Source organism: Pseudoalteromonas sp. A601 (assembly GCF_002165575.1).
Lineage (GTDB): Bacteria > Pseudomonadota > Gammaproteobacteria > Enterobacterales > Alteromonadaceae > Pseudoalteromonas.
Genome location: NZ_MXQF01000004.1, coordinates 64,332 through 90,631, shown reverse-complemented (window position 1 = coordinate 90,631; position 26,300 = coordinate 64,332). Strand labels below are relative to the sequence as shown.

The 26,300-nt window shown below is 39.4% G+C and carries 23 protein-coding genes; 8 read left to right on the top strand and 15 right to left on the bottom strand.

Annotated features, from left to right (window positions below):
* The 5 genes from B5G52_RS04405 to B5G52_RS04385 are packed head-to-tail and all read right to left on the bottom strand — an operon-like array spanning position 1 to position 5,869.
* A complete protein-coding gene (locus B5G52_RS04405; protein ID WP_087531489.1) occupies positions 1-1,680 on the bottom strand; it encodes a GMC family oxidoreductase in 1,680 nt (559 codons plus the stop codon).
* A 2-nt stretch (positions 1,681-1,682) separates the two neighbouring features.
* Positions 1,683-2,375 carry a DUF1080 domain-containing protein gene (locus tag B5G52_RS04400; protein WP_087531609.1) on the bottom strand — a complete coding sequence of 231 codons (693 nt, stop codon included), beginning with the start codon at positions 2,373-2,375 and terminating at the stop codon, positions 1,683-1,685.
* 38 nt (positions 2,376-2,413) lie between these two features.
* A complete protein-coding gene (locus B5G52_RS04395) occupies positions 2,414-3,631 on the bottom strand; it encodes a sugar MFS transporter (RefSeq protein ID WP_087531488.1) in 1,218 nt (405 codons plus the stop codon).
* Positions 3,632-3,646: 15 nt separating this feature from the next.
* Positions 3,647-4,702: a sugar phosphate isomerase/epimerase gene (locus tag B5G52_RS04390; protein WP_087531487.1), complete on the bottom strand. Its 1,056-nt coding sequence runs from the start codon at positions 4,700-4,702 to the stop codon at positions 3,647-3,649.
* Between the two features lie 6 nt (positions 4,703-4,708).
* Positions 4,709-5,869, bottom strand: a complete 1,161-nt coding sequence (locus B5G52_RS04385) for a Gfo/Idh/MocA family protein (RefSeq protein WP_087531486.1) — start codon at positions 5,867-5,869, stop codon at positions 4,709-4,711.
* 161 nt (positions 5,870-6,030) lie between these two features.
* Between B5G52_RS04385 and B5G52_RS04380 the strand changes: the two genes are divergently transcribed.
* The gene (locus B5G52_RS04380) at positions 6,031-6,756 is read left to right on the top strand and encodes an AraC family transcriptional regulator (protein WP_087531608.1); all 726 of its coding nucleotides are present in this window, start codon (positions 6,031-6,033) and stop codon (positions 6,754-6,756) included.
* On the opposite strand, the gene B5G52_RS04375 is transcribed toward B5G52_RS04380, so the two are convergent.
* Together B5G52_RS04375 and B5G52_RS04370 are read right to left on the bottom strand one after the other, a co-directional pair.
* The gene (locus B5G52_RS04375) at positions 6,753-7,628 is read right to left on the bottom strand and encodes a BadF/BadG/BcrA/BcrD ATPase family protein (protein WP_087531485.1); all 876 of its coding nucleotides are present in this window, start codon (positions 7,626-7,628) and stop codon (positions 6,753-6,755) included. The two genes, B5G52_RS04380 and B5G52_RS04375, sit on opposite strands and share 4 nt — an antisense overlap.
* Positions 7,621-8,358 carry a copper homeostasis protein CutC gene (locus B5G52_RS04370; protein WP_176372499.1) on the bottom strand — a complete coding sequence of 246 codons (738 nt, stop codon included), beginning with the start codon at positions 8,356-8,358 and terminating at the stop codon, positions 7,621-7,623. The genes B5G52_RS04375 and B5G52_RS04370 overlap by 8 nt, the downstream gene beginning before the upstream one ends.
* 393 nt (positions 8,359-8,751) lie before the next feature.
* Between B5G52_RS04370 and B5G52_RS04365 the strand changes: the two genes are divergently transcribed.
* The 3 genes from B5G52_RS04365 to B5G52_RS04355 all read left to right on the top strand — a co-directional run bounded on the left by B5G52_RS04365 (position 8,752) and on the right by B5G52_RS04355 (position 15,779).
* Positions 8,752-11,739 (top strand): TonB-dependent receptor, encoded by a 2,988-nt coding sequence (locus B5G52_RS04365; RefSeq protein ID WP_087531483.1) that lies wholly within the window; start codon positions 8,752-8,754, stop codon positions 11,737-11,739.
* A 126-nt stretch (positions 11,740-11,865) separates the two neighbouring features.
* The gene (locus B5G52_RS04360; RefSeq protein ID WP_087531482.1) at positions 11,866-14,715 is read left to right on the top strand and encodes a discoidin domain-containing protein; all 2,850 of its coding nucleotides are present in this window, start codon (positions 11,866-11,868) and stop codon (positions 14,713-14,715) included.
* Positions 14,716-14,780: 65 nt separating this feature from the next.
* Positions 14,781-15,779: a N(4)-(beta-N-acetylglucosaminyl)-L-asparaginase gene (locus tag B5G52_RS04355; protein WP_087531481.1), complete on the top strand. Its 999-nt coding sequence runs from the start codon at positions 14,781-14,783 to the stop codon at positions 15,777-15,779.
* 73 nt (positions 15,780-15,852) lie between these two features.
* Here the strand turns inward: B5G52_RS04355 and B5G52_RS04350 are convergent, their stop codons facing one another.
* Positions 15,853-16,512 (bottom strand): NADPH-dependent FMN reductase, encoded by a 660-nt coding sequence (locus B5G52_RS04350; RefSeq protein WP_087531480.1) that lies wholly within the window; start codon positions 16,510-16,512, stop codon positions 15,853-15,855.
* 215 nt (positions 16,513-16,727) lie between these two features.
* Here B5G52_RS04350 and zigA point away from each other — a divergent pair, with 215 nt between their 5' ends.
* Positions 16,728-17,930, top strand: a complete 1,203-nt coding sequence (zigA, locus tag B5G52_RS04345) for a zinc metallochaperone GTPase ZigA (RefSeq protein ID WP_087531479.1) — start codon at positions 16,728-16,730, stop codon at positions 17,928-17,930.
* Complete coding sequence (locus B5G52_RS04340) at positions 17,927-18,595, top strand: DUF1826 domain-containing protein (protein WP_087531478.1); 669 nt, start codon at positions 17,927-17,929, stop codon at positions 18,593-18,595. The genes zigA and B5G52_RS04340 overlap by 4 nt, the downstream gene beginning before the upstream one ends.
* Before the next feature lie 97 nt (positions 18,596-18,692).
* Here B5G52_RS04340 and minE read toward each other — a convergent pair whose 3' ends face one another.
* The 3 genes from minE to minC are packed head-to-tail and all read right to left on the bottom strand — an operon-like array spanning position 18,693 to position 20,477.
* Positions 18,693-18,956, bottom strand: coding sequence for a cell division topological specificity factor MinE (minE, locus tag B5G52_RS04335; RefSeq protein WP_087531477.1), 264 nt, complete (start codon positions 18,954-18,956; stop codon positions 18,693-18,695).
* A 1-nt stretch (position 18,957) separates the two neighbouring features.
* Positions 18,958-19,767, bottom strand: a complete 810-nt coding sequence (gene minD / locus B5G52_RS04330; protein ID WP_087531476.1) for a septum site-determining protein MinD — start codon at positions 19,765-19,767, stop codon at positions 18,958-18,960.
* A gap of 5 nt (positions 19,768-19,772) precedes the next feature.
* Positions 19,773-20,477, bottom strand: coding sequence for a septum site-determining protein MinC (gene minC / locus B5G52_RS04325; protein ID WP_087531475.1), 705 nt, complete (start codon positions 20,475-20,477; stop codon positions 19,773-19,775).
* A gap of 169 nt (positions 20,478-20,646) precedes the next feature.
* On the opposite strand from minC, the gene B5G52_RS04320 reads away from it, so the two are divergent.
* Positions 20,647-20,928, top strand: coding sequence for a YcgL domain-containing protein (locus tag B5G52_RS04320; protein WP_087531474.1), 282 nt, complete (start codon positions 20,647-20,649; stop codon positions 20,926-20,928).
* A 4-nt stretch (positions 20,929-20,932) separates the two neighbouring features.
* On the top strand, positions 20,933-21,949 hold the full coding sequence (locus tag B5G52_RS04315) for a lytic transglycosylase domain-containing protein (protein ID WP_087531607.1): 1,017 nt from the start codon (positions 20,933-20,935) through the stop codon (positions 21,947-21,949).
* Between the two features lie 505 nt (positions 21,950-22,454).
* Here B5G52_RS04315 and B5G52_RS04305 read toward each other — a convergent pair.
* The 4 genes from B5G52_RS04305 to B5G52_RS04280 all read right to left on the bottom strand — a co-directional run bounded on the left by B5G52_RS04305 (position 22,455) and on the right by B5G52_RS04280 (position 26,277).
* The gene (locus B5G52_RS04305) at positions 22,455-22,997 is read right to left on the bottom strand and encodes a PIN domain-containing protein (RefSeq protein WP_087531472.1); all 543 of its coding nucleotides are present in this window, start codon (positions 22,995-22,997) and stop codon (positions 22,455-22,457) included.
* Between the two features lie 360 nt (positions 22,998-23,357).
* Positions 23,358-23,957 (bottom strand): DUF998 domain-containing protein, encoded by a 600-nt coding sequence (locus B5G52_RS04300; RefSeq protein WP_087531471.1) that lies wholly within the window; start codon positions 23,955-23,957, stop codon positions 23,358-23,360.
* 835 nt (positions 23,958-24,792) lie between these two features.
* A complete protein-coding gene (locus B5G52_RS04285; protein WP_087531469.1) occupies positions 24,793-25,380 on the bottom strand; it encodes an SEC-C metal-binding domain-containing protein in 588 nt (195 codons plus the stop codon).
* 351 nt (positions 25,381-25,731) lie between these two features.
* A complete protein-coding gene (locus B5G52_RS04280; RefSeq protein WP_087531468.1) occupies positions 25,732-26,277 on the bottom strand; it encodes a GbsR/MarR family transcriptional regulator in 546 nt (181 codons plus the stop codon).
* Positions 26,278-26,300: the final 23 nt, after the last annotated feature.

Sequence of the window (26,300 nt, the reverse complement as noted above, 5' to 3'; positions counted from 1 at the left end):
TTAAAGCACTCCTTGTTCAATTTGTTCTGAAATCCAGGTTGAGTTGCGCATTGCTAAAGTCATTATTGTGAGCGTGCAGTTCTTATGGGGGTTAGACGCGAATACGCCCGCATCCATAACAAATAAATTATTGCAATCCCATGTTTGCCCCCATTGGTTGGTAACAGAATCCTTAGGATCGCTGCCCATTCGCGTTGTACCAACTTCGTGAATGATCTCACCACCTTTGGAAATTGCTTTCTCTGCTGGAGGTAATTTACCTACCTTAGCACCCATGTTTTCTAAAATTTGCTTCGCTGTTTTTAAACCGTGTTCAATTTGTTTAAGTTCTCGATCAGACCATTTAAAATGAAACTTAGAAACTGGAATACCCCATTTATCTTTTGTATTTTCATCAATTTCCATATAAGTGTCATCATTTGGAAGCATCTCACCACGCAGAGCAAAGCCTACATAGGAGCCATAGGCATCGCGTACTTGTTGTTTTAACTCAGCCCCGTAGCCTTTTTTATCACCCGATACACCAGAGCCTGGTTGATTAAAGCCACTGCTTATTTCAAAGTGATAGCCACGTGGGAAGTCCAGCTCACCTTTAGCATGGGCTTTATGTCCCCACCAAGGGATAAATAGGTGATTTCCGGTATGACCATCTTCGTTATAACGAGGTCGACCTTTTAATGCTGGTATTTGAGCACCAAGCCAAGCACCGGTAGAGTCCATAAGATTACGACCCACCTGACCACTTGAATTAGCTAATCCCTTAGGGTGTTTCTTATGTTTAGAGTTAAGAAGAATACGCGCTGACTCGCATGCACTTGCTGCAAGGATAACAATATCAGCTGACAATGACTGTTCAGAAACTGTCTTTTTATCAACATACGTCACACCAGTAACTTTACCATTGTCGTCAACGGCAACAGATTTAACCATTGCATCGGTTATTATTTCTAGGTTACCTGTTGCTTTTGCCATTGGTAATAGCGAGGTGGTTGTTTGAAACGCTGCACCAATAGAACAACCATGGCCACATGGCGTTGCATAAAAGCATGCCATTCTGTCATCTTTATTACGTGTTAAAACGGCTCTGTGCATTGGCACGGCAGAAATACCAAGCTTTTTTGCACTTGCAGCAATAAGTAGCTCGGGGACTCTTGGTGTTGGAGGTGGTTGCAACACACCTGGCGCTGAAGGAGGCATATCGTCAAGCCCTGTATTTGTGCCACAAATCCCTACTAATTCTTCAGTGATGTCATACCATGGCGCAATATCTTCATAGACGAATGGCCAATCTGCTCCGTTTCCGTCTTGGCTTTTACCTTTAAAATCATGTTCACTAAACCTAAGTGAGTAACGACCCCAATGGTTAGTACGTCCACCAAGCATACGAGCTCGCCACCAATAAAAATTGGTTCCTTTTGCGTTAGTATAAGGTTCGTCAGGAACTTGCCAACCACCATCAACGGTTGCATCGTAAAAGCCAAAGTTTTTATCTTTATTCCCAGCTCCCATTAATGGGGCTTCACTGTTACGGCGAAACATCGGGCTTTCTTTTTTCGGGTCGTAAACGCGGCCTGCTTCAAGCAGAAGTACTTTGTGCCCTAATTTTGTTAAGGTATATGCAGCCATTGCACCGCCAGCACCTGACCCAACAACAAGTACTTTATGATCAAAAGTAGACATAGTTATAGCTCCTTAATTTTTATATTTTTGAACCAGACTTTGTCACCATGATCTTGCAAGCCAATATGGCCTTGCTCAGAGGTTGCAAAGTTAGACCAGGTTGCAAATTTGCTGTTTTTAACTAGGGTATTCCACGAACTGCTACCCACAACCATGCTGACGGTACTGACGCCATTTTGCCAAACCTGTAAATGATTATTCAGCATTTTGATACGTACAGTATTCCATTGCATCGCAGGTTTATGTGCAGCACTCGGTGCAGTTAATAAATCATAAATTGAGCCTGATAAATGTGAGTCAATTTCAGTATCTGAGTGGCGTTCGTTATCAATGATCTGTATTTCAGGTGCATGGGAATAAATCATGCTCCCTAATTCATCAGCAAGCACAAAAATACCACTATTGCCGACTTCACTAATCTTCCAATCAATTTTTAAATCAAAATTTTGGTATGATTTTTTAGTTAAAATATCACCACCACCTTTTGTTAGGAGCATTGCCCCATCATCGATAACCCATTTTGAGCTGATTGAATCACTTTTAAAGTTACGCCATTGCGACATATCTTGACCGTTAAATAGTAACTGCCATCCGGCTTTTTCTTCTTCTTGAGAAAGTTGATTATCGATGCTTTTAGCAAATGCGGTACCGGTAAAGGCCAGTGCAATTGATAAAACCGAAATTGTTTTAAGCATAAAATACCCCTTATTTTGTGTGCTACGTGTTAGTTGCATTAAACGTACTGTTCTACGCTTTTATTTTTTCTTATAAATAAATGAAGACCGATAAATACGACGATAAGTACAACCGGGAAGAGTAATAGGTTTTGTAAAACAGCTTGCCCAGCAACAACTTCTACTTGCTCTGGCGTAATGTTTTGCGTTTGAGCTTGCGTTTTTGCGCTATCAATCCAATTACCAATTACAGGATTCCATAAACTCATGGCAAACATGCCCGCACCACCGATTAATGACATACCCAAGGCGCCCGTTTTAGGCGTGTATTCAGCAACACACCCGATCATGGTTGGCCAAAAATAGGTAACTCCGATTGCAAACATTGCAGCTGCAAAGTAAATAGCGCTGCCTTGTGCTTGGCTCATCATATATATTCCAATCGTTGAAAATATTGCTGACCCAAGCAATACACCGGAAGGACTAACGCGATGAACTATAGGCCCTGCAAAAAAACGCCCTAACGCCATTAGGCCAGTAATAAGCGCTAAAATAACCATAGGTGATGCACCTGATGACCCAAGAATTTGTTCAATCCATTGCTGAGTGCCAAATTCTGTTACAGCTGTTAAAGTCATGCAAATGATCAAGAATAAATACAAAGGTGACAGAAGGTTTTTCAAGTTACTGCTGGTGGAGTTTTGCTGCGCATCAAACTTAGGAAATTGAGCTGTTAGCATCATTGCGCCATATATAGCCGTAGGTATTAAAATTATCGCCACTTGCCATTGCCAATTAAAGCTAGCTGATGTCATCGCATTTGAAGCTAAAGCGCCAATAACAATACCGCCAGGAAACCAAACATGGAATCGATTTAACATGGTGGTGGTGTTTTTAGGGTACATTTGTGCAATTAAAGGATTACAGCCAGCTTCAACAGAGCCATTAGCAAACCCAATTAAAAATGTAGATATAAGTAAGGCCCAAAAACCTTCAGCAGAGATAGTTAATAAAAGCCCCGCTAGATGGCAGAAAAATGCCAGAGCGACTAATTTTTTAGCACCGATGGCATTATAAATGATGCCTCCGAGCATAGTTGCAATCGGAAAGCCTAAAAATGCCATTGCGTTGACCCAACCAAGCTGGGTAGCAGTTAAGCCAAACTGTTCGCCTAATTGGCCTAAAATACCGGCGCGAATCGCAAATGTCATTGATGTGACTATTAACGCGATACAACATAAACGAAAAATGAGGCTGTGATTCTTATTGTTATTCATTGTGTGTGATCCTGTTTAGTTAATACCTAATATCCGCTTATTTCGCTGGGTATCGGTCGCCATTGCACTAAAATCATCAAATGCTTTAGCTGTCGGGGTTATTAAGTGTTGTTGTATAAATGGCGCGCCTTCTTTAGCACCTTGCCTAGAATCTTTGATACAACACTCCCATTCCAAGACGGCCCAACCATCAAAGCCATACTGAGTTAATTTACTAAATATACCGTTGAAATCGACTTGGCCATCACCTAATGAACGAAAGCGGCCAGGGCGGTCCTGCCAGCTTTGATAGCCACCATAAATACCGCTTTTACCGTTTGCGTTGAATTCAGCATCTTTAACGTGAAATGCTTTAATTCGCGAGTGGTAAAGATCAATAAACGCAAGATAATCCAGTTGCTGTAACACAAAGTGACTTGGATCGTAGAGAATATTTACCCGTGGGTGATTATTAGTAGCAGCTAAAAACCGTTCAAAAGTCACGCCGTCATGTAAATCTTCACCAGGATGAAGCTCGTAGCACACATCAACCCCCATCTCATCAAAATAATCGAGAATAGGCAGCCAACGTGCTGCAAGCTCCTTGAACCCGTCTTCAACTAAGCCTTGAGGGCGCTGCGGCCAAGGGTAAAAGGTGTGCCATAACAACGCACCTGAAAATGTAACGTGTGTTTTAAGGCCAAGGTTACGACTTGCTTTAGCAGCGAGCATTAACTGATCATTAGCCCACTGCGTGCGGTTAGTTGGGTCGCCGCGAAGGTGCTCTGGCGCAAAGTTATCAAACATTTCATCATATGCTGGGTGTACGGCAACGAGCTGACCTTGTAAGTGTGTAGAAAGCTCTGAAATTGTAAGCCCAGCTTGTGCAATTATGCTAGTTACTTCATCGCAGTAATCTTGGCTTTGAGCTGCTTTTTCTAAGTCGAATATCTCAGGGTTAGACGTAGGCATTTGAATTGCCTTGTAGCCTAAGTTTGACGCCCATTGGCAAATGTCTACCAATTTGTTAAATGGCGCTTCATCACTTATGAATTGCGCTAAAAATATTGCTGGGCCTTTTATTTGTTTCATCGATGATTATCCAATTTTAAATGTGTGCCATTTACTGTCTTTATTTGATGCTTCTACTGCATTTTCGATAAATGCCATGCCTCTAATCGCTTGCTTAATACCAGGTACATCAAATTGTTCATTAGTCGCTATTTCGGCTAGTTTTTTTGCTTTAATCTGTTTTGCAAAATTAACATATATATTGGCGAAAGCTTCTAGGTAACCTTCTGGATGACCTGCTGGGGCCCTAAGCGCATTTTTTGCCGCTGTGCTTTTTAGTGCTATACCAGAGCGTAGTAATACGGTCGGGGCACTGTGGCTTTTAAGCCATAAGCTATTGGGCTCCATTTGATTCCATTCGATGCTTGCTTTATCACCATAAATGCGAAGGTTTAAATTATTCTCCTCACCAAGAGCTATTTGGCTGGCAAGTAATACACCTTTAGCTTGGTTATCAAATCGTAGTAACACGGTGCCATCATCATCGAGAGTTCTGCCTGGCACGACATGATTTAAATCAGCACATAATGCGGATATTTCTAAGCCGCTTACGTATTCTGCTAAGTTTGCTGCATGCACACCAATATCTGCGATACAGCAGCTGATACCTGCTTTTGCAGGATCTAAACGCCATTTAGCCTGTTTTCCTTGTTCATCTTCATTGCTGGCAAGCCAACCTTGACTATATTCAACAACTACTTTACGAATGTTGCCAAGCTCACCTTGGGCAATTCTGTGCCGAGCCTCCTTTATCATAGGGTAGCCGGTGTAAGTATGAGTCAAGCCATATAAACATTCAGTTTGGTTTAATGTTTGCTCTAAAATCAGTGCTTCTTGCAAATTGAGTGTTGCAGGTTTGTCTGAAAGGACGTGGAAACCAGACTCTATAGCGAGTTTCGCGATAGAAAAATGCAAATGATTGGGTGTAACTATAACAACAAAATCGATACGTTTATCTTCAGGAAGTTTTGCCTCTTCAATAAACATTTGTTGGTAACTATCATAGTTTCTTGAAGGGTTAATTCCCAACATATCTGCAGTCGCTCTGCTACGAATAGGGTCTGAACTGAATGAACCTGCAACTAAATCAATGAGGCCATCTAAACGTGCAGCAATTCGGTGAATTGCACCAATAAATGCACCCTCAGCACCACCGACCATTCCCATACGGACTTTTGTGTTATTCATCACACGCTCCATCTCAATAGTCGTCTATTGAATTTGGTTAATATCTTGTTATTGATAATAATCAATGAATACCAGTAGGGGTAATAAAAATTCGGTTGACAATGCAACAAATTCGGCGTTTTATGTATTTCATGTTAGCGTATGTTTTGGAATATATTATTGTGGATATACATCAAATTATAGATAAAGCAGGTGTAAATCAATTAATCTCTGCATTTGACTTATTACATGATATTTTGTTTTGGGTTAAAGATGATGAAAGTCGTATTTTATATGCAAATCAACATTTTATTGAACATAAAGGATATAAGTCATTTGACCAAATAGCCCTCAAAACTGATTTTGACTTCTCGCCAAAACACTTAGCTTTTCAATATGTAAATGATGATAAGCGTGTTATGAATGGCTATGTTGTTACCGACAGATTAGAGCTTAATAAAACATCAAATGGTGAATTAGCCTGGTTTTCCACCTCAAAAAAAGCGATTTTTTCAGATCAGGGTGAAATACTGGGGACGTATGGAGTTACACGCCATTTACAAAAAACATCGAAAGCTTTATCAAACGTAAGAGCCATTGAAGAGCCGGTTAATTTTATTCGAGAACATTACCATCGTAACATCAGCATCGAAGAGCTGGCCGAAATGGCACATTTATCGGTGAGTGCTTTAGAGCGCCGCTTTAAGAAGCATTTAGCTAAAACACCCAACCAATTTATCAACGAAATTCGATTAGAAAACGCACGTAGGTTGTTAGTTGAAACAAGCTTACCTATTTCACAAATAGCGTATCAATGTGGCTTTGCTGAGCCAAGTTATTTTAGTAAACAATTTAGGCGTTTATTTGGTGAAATACCTTCACATATGCGCGACAACATTGATAACTAACTAGTGTATCGTTTAGCAAGTTCAACCGCTGCTTGCTCAGGGGGATATTTCGCAGAGCACAGATATTGCCTGGCATCATGAGGGAGCCTTGCACTAATTTTATCTGCTATCCCGCCCATTAAACAAATATTGTTAAAGCCTAAATTCACTAGATGCTTAATATATCGATAGGTGAAGGAGGTAGCCTGATTTAATATAGAAATTGCGAGTGGATCAGACTGCATCTGGAATACCAATGGTGCAAATCGTGCGAAAAAAACGGGCTTTTCATTAATCGCAAGTTGGGTTAACTGGCTGCTGGTTTCACAATTTAATTCGGCTAAGAGTAAGGTTATTAGTTCAGTGGGTGGTGATAAGCCATCTAAAATCTCTAGTGCATAGCGAAAAAGCGTAAGGCCCATCCAACTACCACTTGCTCCGTCACTTAACATTAAACCATGGCCGCCCAGCTCAATAACAGAAGTATTGTCAATTGCACCAGCACAAAATCCGGTGCCTAAAATAATAATAGCGCCATTGTTACCATCATGTGCGCCGTGGCACGCTATGTGTAAATCAGTAGAGAAATTAAATGAAGCAAAAGGGTGTTGCCACTGTGACATTTCGTTTTTTGAACTTTCAATTCCTGCACCTGCGAGCCCTGCATAGGCATGTATATGTGCCATCAAACTAGGTGGTAAATTTGCAGCTGCTAATGCTTGTTGGGCTGCATCAATAATTGATTGCTGAGCCACATTTACCGACGTGGCAATATTTGCGGCTCCACTCACAGCCTCTGCTAATAGTTTTCCTTGGGCATCTTCAAGGCGCACTCGACATTTAGTACCACCGCCGTCGATACCTAAATACAGTGAAGAGATAAGTTTAGTCATATGTAAGTTGCTCAAAAGATGGGTTTAAAAGTTGGCTTATGTACTGTGGCATAACTCTACCTTGATCATTTAAAACAGCAGAGTAAGCATGAAGTGAGCTTAACTTTCCTTCACAGATAGGCCATAACTCTGCAGCATTTTGCGGGTTAACACCACCACCAATAACCACCTCAATTTGATTGTTAGCACGTTTTATAATACGTCGTAATGACTCAATACCATGTAAAATGTTTTGCTCATCATTGTAGTGGGCACCATTTGTTAAAACACGATCTATCCCCAAATCGATTAGGGTTGGTATTGCATTTAATGGCTCAGCTATACAGTCAAACGCACGATGGAATGTGGTTTTTAAATTATTTTTTTGTGCTGTTGAGGCAAGGATCCTCGTTGCTGCAACATCGATCTCAGCCTCTTTTATGGCACCAAACACAACTCCGTTAGCGCCTAATTCAGCTGCTTTTTCTATTTGGTTCAGCATTTTCTTGAGTAAGGGTGCATCAACACTAAAATCATTTGCGATTGGTCTTATCATTATTAATAACTCACCATTGTTCGGAATTATTTTTGCACAGTTACTAATTGCAGAGTCTGACGGTGTTAGTCCATCTTGATGCATGGAGCTACATAATTCGATCCTACTTGCTCCTGCAATAAATGCATTTTTTACATTATCAGTCAAATGAGTTTCATTATCAGAGTTTAAACAAATTTCTAGTTTTTTACCCATAGCCATTTTTTGCTAAACCTATCGTTAATTTAATAATAAAATATCGAGAACAATCACTTATTTAATAATATATACTTAACGATCTGTATTTTAAGTATTTTCAAATAAATGAACATTGATTTTTTTATTGTTTTGTACTGCTAAAAGTTATTTTTTAGCCTCAAAACTATAAACTAATATTTATTTAATTGGACCCTTTTATAAAGTGAACGCCGATTTTGTCCTATTGGTGACCGAATTTTTATTAGCACTTTTTTTTGTAGAACCCTATTCTGGGTATGTTGTTTAACAACAAATTAACTTAAAGCACACCTTAACCATACTGCTATGTATAAAAGTTAATTAGATTACAACTCACACAACATAAGAACACACAATTTACTGGAGATAGACATGAGCAATAATACTGAAACTCGACAGTTAACGAGTCTCTCACGGCGATTTAAAAAATCAACTTTGCTACTAGCTATACTTGCAAGCTCTAATATTGTTATCGCACAAGAAGAACAAGAAAAAGAACAAAGTGATGAATTTGAAGTGATAGAAGTACGCGGTATTCGTTCATCTATGGCAGAAAATTTAGCGATTAAGCGGTTATCAAACTCTATTGTAGATGCCATAACAGCTGAGGATATTGGTAAGTTTCCAGATAAAAATGTTGCTGACTCATTACAGCGTGTGCCTGGTGTCGTGATATCTCGTAGTGGTGGAGAAGGTGAAAATGTTAGTATTCGTGGACTTTCATCAGATTTAACCCTCACTCAGCTTAATGGTAATTTTATAGCATCGTCACCTGGTTCACCTTCACGTTCGTTCAGCTACTCTTTACTGCCATCAACAATGGTTAAATCCGTTGAAGTTTTTAAATCTTCAGAAGCGCGTCTAGATGAAGGTGGAGTGGGTGGTACTGTCATCCTTAATAGTAGAACCCCATTAGACATGGAGGCAAATTCAGGCGCATTCAATGTTGAGTATACCTACGCAGATGTGACAAAAGAATACGAACCTAATTTTAGTGGTGTTTATTCTTGGAAGAATGAAGATGAAGACTTTGGTTTTCTGTTGGGTTATACAAATCAAGAGCGAACAAATAGAACATTAAGTGGTGATATGTCAACAGGTGGTGGCTGGCGTTGGGCTACAAGTAGTGACTTGCCTGCAACTGATACTAATGGCAATGAAATTACTGACAGTACAAGACGCTTTAGTGCATTAGAAGATGCTTACGGAAATAGCTATGATGGTGTGTGGGCTCCACAAGTCGCGGGTGTTGGGATCACAGAAGAAAAACGTGAACGTGTGGGAGTCCAAGCAACGATACAATGGCGTCCTACAGATAATTTAGAACTTACTTTTAATCATTTCCATTTTGAATTAGGGCAAGACAGAACGACTTCACAATTAATGATACCTGAGTGGAAATACAGCCCGGATTATTTAACAGACGTAATACTTGATGAAACTGGCACAATTGTCACGGGTATGGATTTTACCAGTGGTGCAAGCGGTAGTGAAGGAAACTTAGAATTCCCGTGGATTATTGGCAGTTATACAAAAGAAAAAGACACCTCTGATACGTATGATTTTGCGTTTGAATATGCAGGAGATGTGTTTGACTTAAGAGGAAAGTTTGGGCGTACAGAGGCCAGTGGTGGGCCGTCAGAGTCGTTTAGCGCAGCTTACAAAAGTGGTCAGCCAGCAAGTAGAAGTGACTCAGGGGTAAATGAAAATGCAGCCTCGTTTGCCGGTTGGCGTTTAGGGGATCGTGTTTCATTATATGCAGATCCTGCTTTATTGAGTAATTTACATGCAGGTATTGCCGGAGATCCAGATCCAGGCTCTACAGGTTCAAGCTTTATTGTCAGTGATTTAAAAGAAGATTATGGTCAATTAGATTTAGACTACCATATTGCGTATGGCATTCTCGATACAATTCGAGTGGGTGTTAAGCATCGCAAAGCCACACTTCATCGTGAAACAAATAATACATTCTTCATTACACAAGATGGAGCTGACCGTATAGCCAGTGGTGATTTAGATCCATTTAGTCAAGGTGCAATTGATGAAGTGGCCTATCAATGGATAGGCGGTATGCCAAATTTAGAAGATGTATTAAATCAGGAGTCAGAAAAAAATATTGCCGGAGGTTTTGAAGTTAATACCATGCCGAGTATTAACTGGCAGCAATATCGCGACATTGTTACTAACGAATATGTCAAATACACACGACGTGAGCCTGATTTTGTATTTGATATAGAAGAAGAAATCACTGCAGCATACCTACAAGCCGATTTTTCTTTTGGCGACTTTCGCGGTAATTTTGGTGTGAGGTACGTTGAGACAGAAACCCAAATTATGTCATCAGATAAAATAAATTACTTCTTAGATGATATTGATGATGTTACTGGTGAAGATATTTTAGGTGATGAACGTTTGGTCGATGTTGAAACAACGACATTACGAACCGTAAAAGATGACCGATTCTTACCGAGTTTAAACTTAGTTTGGGAAGCAAGCGACTCATTGGTAGTTAGAGCTGCGGCTGCCAAAACAATGTCACGTGCTCCTTTTAATGATTTAGGTGCACCTGAGCAACTAACATTTATCTCACAAGAATGGGCTGATGACCGCCTTGAGTTCAGGGGCAACCCTGTTGACCAAGGCTGGAGTGGGTCGGGTGGTAACAAAGCACTTGAACCATTTGAGTCTGTGCAATTAGATTTATCAGCTGAATATTACTATGGTATTGGCTCAGCGGTTGGGGTTGCCTTATTTAAAAAGGATGTAGATAACTTTATAGTACCGTTGATAATTACCTCAGAACGACCATTCGAAGGTTTTACAAACCCATTCACAGATGAAGAAATTGTGCCTGCTGGCAATATTACAGTAACTCCGTTTACGACTACGGCTAATGGCACTAATGCTACTTCTCAGGGCGTTGAAATCTTCGCACAACATTCATTTGAAAATGGATTCGGGATCAATGCGAATTACACGCTAAATGATACAAATCAGGCGGATGTAAGTGTCGACGGAGAAAAAGTTGGCGAGTCTGCTTTAGTTGGAAGTGCTGATGATCAATTTAATTTCTCTGCCTACTTTGAAAATCATGATTACAGTATTCGAGCTTCTTATAACCGTCGAGGAAAGATGGCGTTAGGGCTAGCTGATGGCTTAACTGTCTCACAAGAACCTTACCAACAAGTTGATTTAAATGCGTCATATAACCTTATGGAAAACCTTGTTCTTTCTGTTTCAGTTATTAACTTAACAAAAGAAGAGTCACGGACATATTATGGTGACGATAGTGAAAATCGCCTTCGAAGTAGTAGTTATAGCGGGCGAAGATACTACGCTGGCATGACTTATCGTTTTTAATATCCATATTAATAAGTACGTTTTAACACACTAATATTAAGTAAATAAATAACTTACCCCTGATAAATAAAATAATGACTGGGCGGGCTAGTGTGTAATCGACACCTGAACATTTAAGGCACTATCATGAATAAATTAAAATTATTAAAGCTTGTAGGCACTGGGATGCTTACTGTAGGAGTATTAAGTGGTTGCGGAGGAGGCAGTAATGATCCTCAAAAAGAAAATGTACCGGTAACACCGGATGTTACCTATGCTGAAATCGCTGGCTCAGTAATAAAAGGTGCTATAGCTAATGCTGACATTACGGTGAGTACATTAAATGGCACTGAGCTTACGATTAGTGGTGCTCAGTTTACAGATAATGAAGGTAAATTTTTTATTGAATTAGCTTCCGCCCCCGGATTTGGTATAAATACAACGCTAAAAATAAATGTTGTTACAAACGATGATTCAACAATGCTTTGCGATGCCTTGCAATGTGGTGATACAGACTTTGCCCAGTTAACGCAGGCAGGTGCCTTAGCAGGTAATACATTTACCACTTTGGGCCAATTAGCTGTTGATTATGGCAATGCTAACAATGGGGTTGAAGATGTTACTTTACAGGCAAATGCACTGACAACATTGGCAACGCAATTATTAGAGCAACAAATTATAGAAGGGAAAAATGTATCAACCACAGAGTTAATGGAGTTAGCACAAAGCCAAGTATCTGATTTATTACTTCGGGTACTGGGTATGCAGGTAACTAACAGTAATGTATTTACAACACCAGTGGTTGGTGCTGATAAACTTGAAAACTTTATCCAAGGTGAAACCTGCGAAGAGGATGAGTCAGGTGAGCAAGTTTGTGCAACCCAATATGTTGATGAAATGACAATTAAATTATCATTATTGAACGCAGCATTTGCCCAGTTTAGTGAAACTCAAACCCTTCAATCGGTGATGGAAGATGCGCAGCAGAACATTACCGCGTCACTTTTAGAAGACACCGTTGCTCTGGAAGCTGTACGCCAAGTAACATTTGATGCAATCACCATGCACCCTTTAACTGAAGAGCTAGGGTTGAGTGCTGATACTATTGTCGACTTAAAACTATCTTTATTTGATGCACCTGTATCGACAGGCCCATTACAAGAAGTAACAACACAGGAGAATTTAGTTGGTGCTGTATATACAGCAAGAAATGCTATAAGTGATGCAGAGGATGCCGCAAAAGCATTTGATTCTAACATAGAAACAAAGTGGCTAGACCATAACGATTGGTTGGGGGCACCTTCACAAGAGTCGCCTTCATGGATACAGGTTGATTTTACTAATGCTCATGCAGTGAATAGTCTTTTTATTACCAGTGCTAATGATGCACCTGAGCGAGATCCGGAAAACTTCACAATCTTAGGCTCAAATGATGGCGGAGAAACATGGGCAAGCCTTGCAAGCTTTGTCGGTGTATCATTTGACGAGCGGCTTATGCGCCAAGAGTTTAGCTTTAGTAACGGTCAAAAATATAAAAGTTATCGTATTAATATTACAAAAAACAAAAATAATGATGGCTTGGTTCAGTTAACTGATATTCAGATGGTTGGACCGGTGTTTAACAGTGTTGATCATACAAATATAGTCAACGGTGTAGCAACAGCTAGAAATAGTATTGGTGATGCAGAAAACCAAGATAAAGCATTTGATAACGACCCATCAACAAAATGGCTCGATCATAACGATTGGCTCGGAGCTCCGACAGAAGCTGAACCATCTTGGATCCAAATGGACTTTGACACTGCTGTTGCGGTCGACACATTAGCTATAACAAGTGCAAATGATGCACCTGAACGTGATCCTGAAAACTTTTCTTTACTCGCATCAAATGATGGTGGAACAACATGGCAAAAGCTTGCAAGTTGGGTAGGAGAGACCTTTGAGGAGCGAGGACAAACAAGAGCATTTTCATTACAAAATCAATTGGCTTTTTCAAGCTACCGATTAGAAATTAGTAAAAACAAGAATAATGACGGCTTGTTGCAAATCGCTAACATAGACTTAATTGGTCCAGAGCAACCAGGATTAGATCATAGTAAAGCCGATGGAGTTAGTTATAGTGCACGTTTTAGTATAAGTGATAGTGAAAGTGCTGCGCAGGCATTTGATAATGACATTAACACTAAATGGCTTGATCATAATGACTGGCAAGGGGCGCCAACCGCTGACGACCCTGCTTGGATCCAAGTTCAGTTACCAGAGGCAAAAGCCGTTAATACATTGTCAATAACAAGCGCAGGCGACGCACCAGAACGTGATCCTGAATCATTCAGCATCCTGGGGTCTAATAACGCAGAGGATTGGACTAACTTAGCATCATGGGTAGGTGAAACATTTGAAGAACGTTTTGAACAAAAAAACCTATCGTTTAGTAATACCTTAGCTTATAGCTACTATCGTCTTTCAGTCAGTAAAAATGCGAATAATGATGGTTTGGTACAAATAGCTGAAATCGCAACTATAGGCCCTGATTACGTGTTTATAGATTTAAGTCGTTTACCTGGCACCGTTTATAGTGCCCGTTATAGTATTGGTGATGGCGAAAGTCCTGATAAAGCATTTGATGGTGATACTAATACAAAATGGCTTGACCATAATGATTGGCAAGGCGCCCCTACAGCGGAAGATCCAGCATGGATTCAGGTCGATTTTACTCAACAACAAGTTGTTAGTGGCCTTGCTATTACGAGCGCAAATGATGCACCAGAGCGTGACCCTGAAAACTTCACTCTACTTGGCTCTAATGATGGTGGTGAAACATGGATTGAAGTTGCCGCATGGGTCGGTGAAAGCTGGGATACACGCTTTGAACGCCGCAGTTTTGATTTTACTAATGGCTTTGGCTATTCGAGCTATCGTTTAAATATTAGTAAAAATGCAAACAATGATGGCCTTGTACAAATAGCAGAAATTGAGTTACTTGGACTAAATAAATAGGTTTAACAGAGCAAAGGTCAGAATGATTTCTGACCTTTTTTATTAATGCCAATCTAGGTTAACCAATGAATACTAAACGAACTTTTTTAAAGCAATCCATAACTACTTTACTTGCACTGGGTGCTTCAACCTTAGCGAGCAAAAGTATTGCAGACCCTCAGCAACTTTCAACGAAATTAAGTAAATCAAAAATACGCACTAAGCCGGTTGTTGTTTCTACATGGCAACATGGTGTTGCTGCAAATCAAGAAGCTTGGCGAATACTCAATGCAAAAGGGAAAGCGATTGATGCTGTAGAGGCGGGTGTGCGCATACCTGAAGCTGATCCTAATGTAATGACGGTTGGATACGGTGGCTACCCAGATAGAGAAGGTCACGTCACCCTTGATGCATGCATTATGGATGAGAATCAAAATTGTGGCTCAGTGGCTTATTTGCAAAATATTAAACACCCAATTTCTGTTGCCCGATTAGTCATGGATAAAACACCGCATGTTATGTTGGTTGGTGAAGGCGCGCTACAATTTGCTAAAGCAAATGGTTTTGAAGAAGAAAACTTACTCACAGCAAAAGCCGAGAAAGCCTGGCAAGATTGGCTGGTGGAATCAAAATACGCACCTGTGATCAATATTGAAAATCACGACACAATAGGAATGCTAGCATTAGATTATGATGGTAATTTATCTGGTGCGTGTACCACCAGTGGTGCCGCTTTTAAAATGGCTGGGCGGGTAGGCGACTCTCCTATTATTGGCGCTGGCTTATACGTAGACAATGAAATTGGTGCTGCAACTGCAACAGGTATGGGGGAGTTAATGATGAAAACTGTAGGCTGCCACCTTGTAGTTGAAATGATGCGCCAAGGTATGTCACCTACCGACGCATGCAAGGCCGCTGTTGAACGTATTGCAAGTAAATTGGGTGATTATAAGCAATTTCAGGTCGGGTTTTTAGCACTAAATAAAGCCGGTGAATATGGCTCTTATTGTATTCAACCTGGCTTTGACTATGCAGTTAAATCAGAACATGAAAGTAAATTAATCAATGCCAATAGCCTGATTTAGCCCACTAAAATCAGTATTGAAAAGTGAGCTGCAGAGCGGCTTTTAAATCAGGTACTGTGTATGAATATATCGCCTAAGGTGCATTTCGTTGGGTTGGTGATGTTTTAAAGTCACCCACTATTTCACGTGGGTTTACTTCATCTTTATAGTGATTAGTTGCTGACGCCCACCACATTAATTGATTAAAAGTACGACTGTAGTAGTTCATCCATGCATTTTCGTCTTCAGTTGCTTGCACTGAACCATCTTCGTTAAATACTTCCTGAGCTTTAGGGATATGGATCATTGCAGAGACAGATAAACAACCAAGTTCAGCTAAAAACGTACGCATACCAACTGCTGCTCGCATTCCGCCCCATTGCCCTGCTGAATAGGTAACAATAGCGCTTGGTTTGTATGCAAATGATGAGCTGGCAAAATGATTCAGTAAGTTAGCAAGAGCAGGGCTCATAGAGTGGTTGTATTCGGGGCTTACCATGACATAGCCATCTGCTGTGGCTATTTTTTCTGCAAGGGTGTTCAGTGGCTCGGGAGCTTTACCTTTGGCATAGGCGAATTGCGGTTTGAACACAGGCTCTAATGGATAATCTAATGGATCAATTAATTCAAATTGATGATCTGAATAAGTGTTTTGCAAATAACTAAGAATAGATTTCGCAACGCGCAAACCTAATCTTGCAGGTCTTGGCGGAGTGCTGTCGCGAACAGTACCCAAAAAAATAAGAAATTTCATCCTTTATACTCCTATTCGTTGTTTTAAAACTCTAAAGCGCTTTCAGTGCTTAGTAATAATCAGTCTAAACGTTTATTCGGTAAATTACCTCATACAGGATAAACATTTTAGCTGCTTTCGTTTTAAACTAATTTATGCTTTGAAAAATAAGTGAACTAGCAAATTTCATTGATATAATATAACATCTCTAAATTATTTAACTAAAGAGCTCAAAAATGAATAAAAAACTGCCCGTCACAGTTTTATCTGGCTTTCTCGGTGCTGGTAAAACCACCGTTCTTAGCCATATTTTAAATAATCGGCAAAATTTAAAAGTGGCTGTCATCGTAAATGATATGAGTGATCTTAATATCGACGCTGCTGTTATTAAAAATGAAGTGTCACTAAACCACAGCAATGAAAAACTTGTAGAGATGAGTAACGGTTGTATTTGTTGTACGTTACGAGAAGACCTTTTAATAGAAGTAACAAAACTTGCCAAAGAAGGGAGGTTTGACTATTTAGTTATTGAATCTACGGGTATTTCAGAGCCTCTGCCAGTTGCTGAAACATTCACGTTTGCCGATGAAAACAGTCGTTCATTATCTGATGTTGCAAGGTTAGATACAATGGTGACGGTTGTTGATGGCGTTAATTTTTTAAATGATTACGAACAAGCTGAATTTTTGCATGATGTTGGTGAATCATTAGGTGAAGATGACGAGCGCAGTATAACTGAATTGCTGGTTGACCAAGTGGAATTTGCTGATGTTATTTTGATCAGCAAAACAGACCTAGTTACTAAAGAGCAAATATCTCAGCTCACCGCAATTTTACATACGCTAAATACTGAAGCCAAAATTATACCTATCACATCAGGTAATGTGGCAATAAATGAAATCCTTAATACCAATTTATTTGATTTCGATAAGGCACAGCAAGCACCTGGCTGGTTAAAAGAAATGCGAGGTGAGCAAATCCCAGAAACACAAGAGTATGGAATAAGCAGCTTTAATTATGTTGCTCATCGTCCTTTTGACCCTAATAAGTTTTATCAATTTCTACACACTACTGAACAGTATGGAAAAATGCTTCGTTCAAAAGGTTATTTTTGGTTAGCCACACGGCCTGATTTTTGTGGGCAGTGGAATCAAGCAGGTGGCATTGCCGATTATGGTTTTGCAGGAATGTTTTATAAAGCCTTGCCTAAAAGTGAATGGCCGACTGATGATGAGTCATTGGAAGAAATCAATAATAAGTGGCAAGAACCGTATGGTGATATGCGTCAAGAGTTGGTTTTTATTGGGCAATCTTTAAATCAAGATGCAATCAAAGGTGCACTTGATGCGTGTTTACTCAGTGATGATATTTTGCTTAAAGGTAAAGAGCACTGGTCATCTTTGCACGATCCATTTCCAATTTGGGAGGAAGGTGTATGACTTTACTCGCAACACCTAGCATAGCCCAAGAGTTACTCATGCGACGTGCCGCAATAGACACTAGCCCAAATATATTTACTGATATTTATCAACCCGATGTCAATATAGTTATATGGCAGCGAAAGCTTGCTGACACGCTTTCTGAAGCGGTACGTGAGCTTATAAATACTAATCAACTAAAATCGCTTGAATTAGCCGTTGCACCAGAAAAGACATTTGCAGAGCTCACTAACATTTTAGGTAGCTCAGAGGCTGCATCAATATTGAGCGAAGACATAGCTTTAATTGTAGATATGTTTTGTTGTTTGTTTGGTTTAAAGCGAGCAGGCTTGCGTTTAACGATGCTCGATAAACCTATGTGCCCACGTTTTCATGTTGATAAAATACCTTGCCGCTTAGTATCAACTTATCAAGGAGTTGCAACACAGTGGCTCAAGCATGAACATGTGGACCGCAGTAAGTTAGGTGCAGGCAATAACGGCAAAGCAGATGAAGACTCAGGTTTATTTAAAAACCCAAAAAGTATACAGAGCCTAAATCAAGGCGATGTTGCATTATTAAAAGGAGAAAACTGGCAAGATACGCAAGGTGCAGGCTTGGTACACCGCTCCCCGCTTGTCACACAAAATAGTCAGCGAGTATTATTGACGTTGGATTTTATCTAGTTCAAGTTGCAAGAACAGTAAAAGGGCGCATCAAGCGCCCTTTAGAGTAAATTATAACCACATTAGAAAGTAGTACTTTATATAACGTGGCTACCAATTACTTCTTTTCTTCATCAGGTAATGTAACGTTGAGTTCAAGCACGGCTAAATCATCTTCATTTTGATCAAACTGTACTTGCACTGCATCAGTATTCACATTTACATACTTACGTATCACATCAAGTATGTCTTGTTTTAACTGTGGTAAATAATCTGGTGTACCACGTTGTGAGCGCTCGTGCGCAACAATGATCTGCAATCGCTCTTTTGCCAGTGATGCGGTGTTTTTCTTTTCTGAGCGGAAGTAGTCAAGTAAAGACACATTAACCTCCAAATATCCGTTTGAATAAACCTTTCTTCTCTACATCTAAGAAGCGAAAATCGACTGTCTCGCCTAACAAACGCTCAATTGCGTCAGCATAAGCAAGCCCTGCATCAGATTCAGAATCAAGAATAACCGGTTGGCCTGAATTTGATGCACTTAGTACGGCTTGAGACTCTGGAATAACACCCAATAGTGGAATTGATAAAATATCTTTAACATCTTCAACAGAGAGCATCTCACCTTTTTCTACACGCTCTGCGTTGTAGCGCGTGAGGAGAAGATGCTCTTTAATATTCTCAAGGCCTTCTTCTGCACGCTTAGATTTACTGTGCAGAATACCTAAAATACGGTCTGAATCTCGTACAGATGAAACTTCAGGGTTCGTCGTCACAATTGCTTCATCTGCAAAGTACATTGCCATCATTGCACCTGCTTCAATACCTGCAGGTGAATCACAAACAATATAATCAAAATCTTTTTTCAACTCATTTAACACGCGCTCTACACCATCACGGGTGAGTGCATCTTTATCGCGAGTTTGCGATGCCGGTAGTAAAAATAACTTCTCAACGCGTTTATCTTTAATAAGTGCTTGATTAAGGTTTGCTTCGCCGTTAATAACATTAACAAAGTCATAAACTACACGACGCTCACAGCCCATGATTAAATCAAGGTTACGTAAGCCAATATCAAAATCGATAATAACTGTTTTATAGCCTTTAAGAGCTAAACCTGTGCCAATTGCAGCACTTGACGTAGTTTTACCTACACCACCTTTACCAGATGTAACGACAATTACTTTTGCCATAAGATTTATCCTTTAACCAAAGCTGAAATTTCTAATGATTCATTTTTTTGTTGTATTTGCGCGGCCTGTCCCCAGTGTTCACCCTGTAATGAGTCACTGATCCAGTAATTACCATCAATTGAAACAAGCTCTGCTTCTAATTTCTGGCAAAAAATATGCGCTTCTTTTAAACCTTGTGCGCCAGCAATAGCTCGCCCACGTAAAGTGCCATATATATGTACATTACCATCAGCAATAACTTCAGCACCGTGACTAACTGCACCGAGCACTATAAGATCTCTATCTTTTGCATAAACTTGCTGGCCAGAACGTACCGTGCCATTTATAACTTGCGCAGGTAAGTGAACTGTCTTTTCTACAATTGATGTATTGGGCTCTTGTTTAACAGGTTCACTCTTAACGTCTTGTGAATAGTTTAATACAGAAAGACCTGCCGACTTGGCAAGTTTATGCTGCTCATCCGAACCATTACATACACCGACAGGGTTGAAGCTCAGGCGCTCAATCAACGACTTTAAATGAACAAAATCTATTTCATCGTTTTTAACTTCAACTAAATTAACAACAATGGGTGCGCCTTCAAAGAACCGAGGAGCTTGTGATATTTTTATATAAAGTTGTTCTGCTAAAAGGTTAATATCAGTACTGTACAAGTGTAAAACTGATAACGTAAAAAGATTTCCCTTTAGTTCAAAAATTTGGTCCGACATATACACTCAATTGTATTTTTTGACTAGAAACAAAATTAAAATAAATACAGGCTGAATAAGGCCTTAATTTATATGGATAAGGTGAAATTTCTAATCTAATTTTTCTAACTTATTATTACTCTCATGTTATAGTGTGCGGCACTGTTACGCAAGAATTTATAGGGTCATAATGCTCACTGCGGTATATAAAAGTAAGAAAAAAGCGGATACCTTTCTTTTTGTAGAAAAAAGAGATGATTTCAGTAAGGTACCGGAACCTTTAATGACCATGTTTGGTCAACCTCAATATGTAATGATTATTAACTTAGCAAAGCGTGAGCACTTAGGTGGAGCCGATTTAAATACAGTTAAGCAAGCGTTAACAGATGATGGTTTTTACTTGCAACTTCCTCCACCAAAGGAAAACTTACTTGCTGAGTTCAAAAAACAAAATGGAGTTGAAAGTGACTAAAAAGATAACAACAAAATTGGCTGCTATTATTTGCAGTGTATGTATTAGTACATCGGCACTAGCCAATACCCAAGAAAAATTCGATGAATACGTTGCCAACCTTAAACAAGAAGCGGCGCAAAAAGGTTATGATAGTCAGTTGATTGAAGATGCATTTGCCACTGCTAAGTTTAAGAAAAAAGTCATTTCAGCAGACAAAAGCCAACCAGAAGTTGTCGAAACGCTTGAAACGTATTTACCAAAACGCGTTCCACAATGGAAAATAGACCGCGCACGTAAATTATACGCTGAGAATAAAGACGTTTTAGAGCAAGTGGCTAAAGAGTTTGGTGTACAGGCACGCTTTATTGTTGCCCTATGGGGACTTGAAAGTAACTTTGGCAAAATTCAAGGCGGTCATAACGTAATTTCATCAGTGGTGACTCTTGCCTTTGACGGCCGCCGTGAAACTATGTACAAAAACCAGCTTTGGGCCGCGCTCGATATTTTAAAAGCAGGGCACATCACCTTAGATAAATTCAAAGGCTCTTGGGCAGGGGCTATGGGGCAAACGCAATTTATGCCAACCTCATTTAATGCCTACGCCGTTGATTACGATAAAGACGGCCGTAAAGACATCTGGACCACCCAAGCTGATGCTTTCGCCTCAATTGCAAATTATTTAAAACAAGCAGGTTGGAATGATGATTTAACATGGGGTCGCCAAGTTAAATTACCAGAGGGCTTTGATAAAAACTATGTACTTAAACGTGGCACCAAAACCCGCAAACAATGGCTCGAATACTGGTCTAAGTCAGAGCGTTCATTAGCTGATTGGCAAGCATTAGGCGTGCGCAAAATGGACGGCACCGATTTACCTAATGTTGATGTAACTGCCGCTTTAGTTATGCCTGACGACATGGGCGGGCGTATGTATCTTGCGTATGACAACTACAAAGCACTTATGCATTGGAACCGTTCATACTACTTCGCCACCAGCGTAGGTTACTTATCAGACCGCATTGGTTATCCAGCGATTTAATAAATAATTAGATGCTAGGGTCTAGGTAACTAGGTGCTAGGGTGTTTTTAGAAAGCGCGAGTATATCTCGCGCTTTTGTTTGTTAAACAATAGTGTGAAAGAGCTTTAAGTGAATTATTCACAAAGAGGTTATGGGACGCTGCGCTTAAGAGAAGACAGCAAAGCTTTCAGTGTTCAGTTTGTTGTTCAAGTTGGCTACGTAGGTTGGGTAGAGGGCAACGAAACCCAACGAAAAAAGACCCTATCAGTCTGCATCTCGGCTCTGTATTAACAAGTCTTTCATTGCTCTTTTTGGCTTTAATTTATTCACGGTGATTTATTTGCTTTGAATTATAAAAATAAAAGTTGCCAAGCATCACTAAACAAATAATACCCAAAAAGATTAAAAACCAAAATAAAGCTAATGGAAATTGGCTTTTAGATATAACAATAACTGTAAGGTAAAATGCAGTTACTAATACTAATAATATTAAACCAAGCTTCCCCATAAAAGTTTTTAACCTTGTCATTTGTATTGCACCCCAGTTTCAGATATTAGGAGTATATTCATCTTAACAAGATGATTTATATGGTTTTGAATTGCCACTTCGTTACCTTTAACACGCATATGAGATGCTATATGATTTTTTAAACTAGACACTTTCTGCGGCCGTTTTTCTTTAGGTTTGGATTTAAGGCTATGGACTAACTTAGTTAATTCACTTGAAGTATTAACCATTTTAATTTGCTTACAACAGCGACCGTTCGAATTAATATGAGAAATTAATGGGGTAAAACCATTGTCATTGGTTATAACTTCAAAGCTAACGTTAGGTGCTGCTTCTTGTGTATATTTACCTAAATAATAAGACAAGTGAAAATCTAAGTTATTAGATTGTATGGCTTTAATTTGAATAAGAACAATATTGACCGGTGACTCGTATTTTTTATCACCAAAATCAAGTTTTGGCTGCTTAGCACCAACAAAAACAATGACTTTTTCGTAGATGGATAAATTGACTTTGCTTAGGCAACCAATATTTTCGTAATCTATAAATGCCCACTTCATGTGATTAATGCTCCTTGAATGCTTATGAACCTGTAGCTTAATTTGTTTTTATTGGTGCATTAACCATAGCCGAGTTGTTATTTTGATTCAATCATAACTGAGTTTTATGTGAAATATGAATAGAGGATTTACTGATAGTTTTGTCATTTTTCAATCTGTTACAGATTTTTTAGAAGCTTATTTGAGCAGTGTAAGGCTCAAAAAAGGAATTAACATTGCGCTATAGGCAATGACTACTTAGCTTTACAAGGTTTAGCATCATTTAGATAACTTAGGATCAATATTCATTACGGGAGGTGAACCGCCCATTACACTTCATGTTAATAAAAAGCGCATGATGGGTGGTGTGGGGGAGGGAGGTTAGAGATCTCCGGCTACCCGATTTGCCGAAAATTGGCAACATGCAAGTTTATACGCTGCAATACCAAACCAGCCCATTGTAGGAATTGCCCACAACCTTTGGATTAAACCATTAATTTCTTGAGGAATAAACCCTGCGTAAATAAGCCAAAACATAAAAACATGCAACACAGTAACAGCAACAGATAAACTTTCAAATAAACTAGATTTAATTACATTTTTAAACTCAAGAGCAAAAGCCATAGGAGTAATAATCATGAATATTGATAAGTTATACAGAAGATGAAGCGGAGTTTCTAGTGTCCAAATTCCCGCACTAATCATGCTTATACCAAATAAGGATGTTGCTAACATTGCGGTAGAAAATCGATTTAGCGAGAGTGATTGCATTGCAAATGCGAAACCACACATAGATAACCCAATGATAATGTCAGCTATACGGTGGGTATAAGCATAAATTGGATCTTCTAATGCAACATAACTAATACTTTTTGCAACGAAATCAAAATCAGGAATGACAACTCCAAGCCCTATATTCACTATTGAAGCGATCCAAATGATATGAGCTTGTTTCAGTAACCAGTAGTTTAGATTTTTCACCGTACTTCCTTTTTCGGCTAATGGGGCTGTAGAATTACTCGTTTTTAATTTATTTTTATTGATGCATTAACCATAGCCGAGTTCCTATTTTGATTCAATCGGTTACTTTGGTTTTACATAAAATATAAAAAGAGGATTTGGTGTTGCTTTAATGGGCGTTTTGGAAGGGATGACAGGTCTTTGAGTCGCTATATTTTGGCTTAAAAGGGCTTCCCTTTTTTAATGCAGCCTGTTTTGCAGCTTTTCTATATTATGAACTAAGCAATATAGTTGCCGCAGAATGAATTGAATGCATTCACTTTCGTTTGACCGCGTAAGGTCAATTTATTCATGCCTTTATTGACTGTAATATTCCGCTGTTTATTTAAAGGAAAGCAGGCTTTATACAGCCTAGTCGTTTACCATTCCTTAAGTAAAAAGCTGTCGTCGCCCCATTGGGCTGTCTACTTTAACTTTGATTTTTTATAGCTAACGGTGGATTTAGATCATTGGATCCGCCGTAGGATAAGAGTGCTACTGGCGACAATGGCGCTCTCTATTAAGGAATAGCCCGCACAAAAGTACGCAGTTTAATGAAATTGGGTGTTAGCGAACGACTCGCCATAGCCTGTGGTATCACTAGTAAAGGCCCTTGTAGAAGCTCAAAAACAAAAGGAATTAACATTGCGCTAGGCAATAACTACTTAGCTTCACAAGGTTTAGTGTCATTGAGAGATATTTGGATCAATATTCATTACGGGAGATGAACCGCCCATTGCACTTCCTATTAATAAAAAGCGCATGATGGGTGGTGTGGGGGCTGGAGGTTGGTGATCTCCAACTACCAGGTTAGCTTTTAAATAAATTGCAAACAGCACTTTTTATATTTTTTACCACTGCCACAATTACAAATTTCATTTCTGCCTTGTTTCTTTTCAGTTGAACTTGGAAGCGATTGTTCTGTAGGGGCAGAAATAGCTCTCTCAATTGATTGTTCTATAAGTTTTTCAACATCAATTTCTGATTCTTCCTCCAACTCCATATTGGTAATAATAAAAGTAAGAGCCATTAAAATTACGGTGATGAATGCATATAACTCTATTCTTGTTTTAGGTAATACTGAAGCTAAAGAATTTAATTCTGGAACTTCTTTATTAATAGCTTCATCAACCTGTTCTTTAGATTGGTTTAAGCGCTGAGCCTTAGAAAGTATGCTTGCTAATTGCTTAAATTGATGAACAGTTTTCAGAGTTCCTTTAACTAATTTTATGACATTTCCTGTAATGTCATAAACACCATCAGGCACTCTTAGAGTGCCATTGCATTTTTTTGGACAAGAGCCACAAGAAACATTACTCATAGTAACGTCATGGCAATTTTCAAAAGAGAACCCAGAACTATAAATACTTCCGCATTGGTCACAAAAAGCTGGTAAAATTGGCATCGGACTCTCCTTAAAAGCTAACAATTTTATAGTTTACGAATGGTAGATATTTCTGCTCCGACCACACTTATGCGTATTCGAATGTAGTTTTAACAAATTAACTAAGATATTACTATCACGAAGTTTTCTATTATCTTTAAAGAAAGCTAAATAACATAGATATGTATGGGTTTGAGCACAGCATTTTACTTCGCTCTACCTTGCACAACTTATCCTTCTGTTCACCACAGAGAACACAAAGGCGCTTCGCGCTGCACAGAGAAAATAAACTATTCTCTTCTCGGTGAACTCTGTGTGCTCGGTGGTAAAATTCCCTAGAACCTAAAAATATAACGCGATATAAAATCGCTGCTACGGTTTCTTCAATATCTTATCTTTAAAGTCGAGTACTTTACCTATGCCTGAGCCGAGTTTCATTAGGCTTTGCAGTTGCTCTGGGCTTAGGCGCTGTAACTCGGCTGACCATTTGGTGACTGTTTCGAGCAAGTCGTGAATTTCTTGCATTTGTTGCTGAGCAAAGCGCTCATCATCGTTGTGGGCTTCTTCGATGATATTGTCACGTAATAAACTGAGTGTTGGGTCTATCTCGCGTTTTTTGCGTTCTTCAAATACGCGGTTGGCCATATCCCAAATTGTGCCGGCTGGGGCATAATACTCTTTACGGTCGCCGGGAATATGCTGCACTTTAATTAAGCGCCATGATTGCAGCTCTTTAATACCCATACTGACATTACCGCGAGAAATACTTAAGCCATCCGCGATTTCATTGGCTGTCATAGGCTCTTTGGTAATAATAAGTAACCCACACATTTGACCAATAGTACGGTTAAATCCCCAACGGCTGCCCATTTCGCCACAATGCATTACAAATGCATAGTTTTTTTCAGATAATGTCATAGCTTTTTAAGTTTCAATAAATA